This window comes from Fibrobacter sp. UBA3629 (genome assembly GCF_002374005.1).
In the GTDB taxonomy this organism is placed as follows: domain Bacteria; phylum Fibrobacterota; class Fibrobacteria; order Fibrobacterales; family Fibrobacteraceae; genus Fibrobacter.
Window position 1 is genome coordinate 1 of the sequence record NZ_DFLC01000007.1, and the last position, 1,507, is coordinate 1,507.

General features: G+C 59.1%; 2 protein-coding genes. Both read right to left on the reverse strand.

Annotation, left to right across the window (positions count from 1 at the left end):
* A partial coding sequence (locus tag B2310_RS02125) for an electron transfer flavoprotein subunit alpha/FixB family protein (protein ID WP_290728355.1) occupies positions 1-857 on the reverse strand: 857 nt, incomplete at its 3' end.
* 3 nt (positions 858-860) lie between these two features.
* On the reverse strand, positions 861-1,507 hold a 647-nt coding region (locus B2310_RS02130; protein WP_290728357.1), incomplete at its 5' end, for an electron transfer flavoprotein subunit beta/FixA family protein.

The window sequence follows — 1,507 nt, forward strand, 5'->3', positions numbered from 1 at the left end:
ATACCGCAGGCGATATACACCTTCGGGCGTACGGTCACGCCGGTCTGGCCAATCTGGCGGTCATGATCGGCAAAGCCCGCGTCGATAGCGGCACGGCTTGCGCCCACTTCGGCGTGGAGTTCCTTCGCCAGTTCGAACAGCATGTCGAAGTTTTCCTTGGAGCCCATGCCGTAACCACCGGCGACCACGATGGGTGCGCCCTTGAGGTTGTGCTTGGCCTTTTCCACATGGCGTTCGAGCACCTTGACCACGTATTCCGTTTCCGGCACGTACTTGGCCACGTCGTGCTTGATGACTTCGCCCTTGTAGTTCGGATCGACAATTTCCTTCTTCATCACGCCTTCGCGCACCGTCGCCATCTGCGGGCGGTGTTCCGGGTTCACGATGGTAGCAACAATGTTGCCGCCGAACGCCGGGCGAATCTGGCAGAGCTGGTTTTCGTAGAACTTCTTCACGCCGCCGATGCTCATTTCGAAGCTGTCGATTTCGAGTTCGGTACAGTCGGCGGTAAGGCCGCTGTGCATGGCGCTGGAAATACGCGGGCCGAGGTCACGGCCAATCACCGTTGCGCCCAGCAGGCAAATCTGCGGCTGCTCTTCCTTGAAGAGGTTCACCACGAGAGAAGCGTGCGGGTTGGTGGTGTAGGGGAAGAGCCCTTCGGCGTCAAACACGTGGACCTTGTCCACACCGTAGGGGAACACCTGCTTTTCAATTCCGTCGAGGCCCTTGCCGGCACAGATGCATTCGAGCTGAACGCCGAGCGTGTTGGCGAGCTTGCGGCCCTTGGACAAAAGTTCGAGGGAAACGTCGACAACGGTCGTGCCCTCAATTTCGCAATATACAAATACGTTATTCATAGGCTAGCCAATAATCTTCCCGTCTAAAAGTTCCTTGATAAGTCCTTCGACGTCGGCGTCGCTTGCGGTGAGCGTGCGGCTTTCCTTCGCCTTGAACACGATGTTCTTGACAGCCTTCACGTTCGTCGGAGAACCGGCCTTACCGATCTGGGCAGGGTCTGCGTCGATGTCGGCGGCACCCCACTGCGGAATGTTCAGGTAGGGCTTCTTCACGATGAGGGCTTCGTACTTTTCGGCGTCTTCCGGCTTGCGTTCGGCAACCACCGTAGCGTTCTTGAACTTCATGAGGCGCTTTGCGTTGCGCGGACGGCACGGGGCCGCACTTCCGTTCACGGTCACGACCAGCGGGAGCGGTGCTTCCACCGTTTCCACGCCACCGTCGATGTGGCGGCGGATAACGACCTTCTTGGCCTTTTCGTCGAGGGAGAGAATTTCTTCGGCGTAGGTCACCTGCGTGAGGCCGAGCTTTTCTGCAATCTGCGGACCGACCTGTGCGGTATCGCCGTCGATAGCCTGGCGGCCACCGAGAATGATGTCGTAGTCGCCAATCTTCTTGACGGCCTGGGCGAGCGTGTAGCTCGTAGCGAGAGTGTCAGCACCACCGAGCGGGCGGTCCGTCACCACGAAACCTTCGTCGGCACCGCGGTACA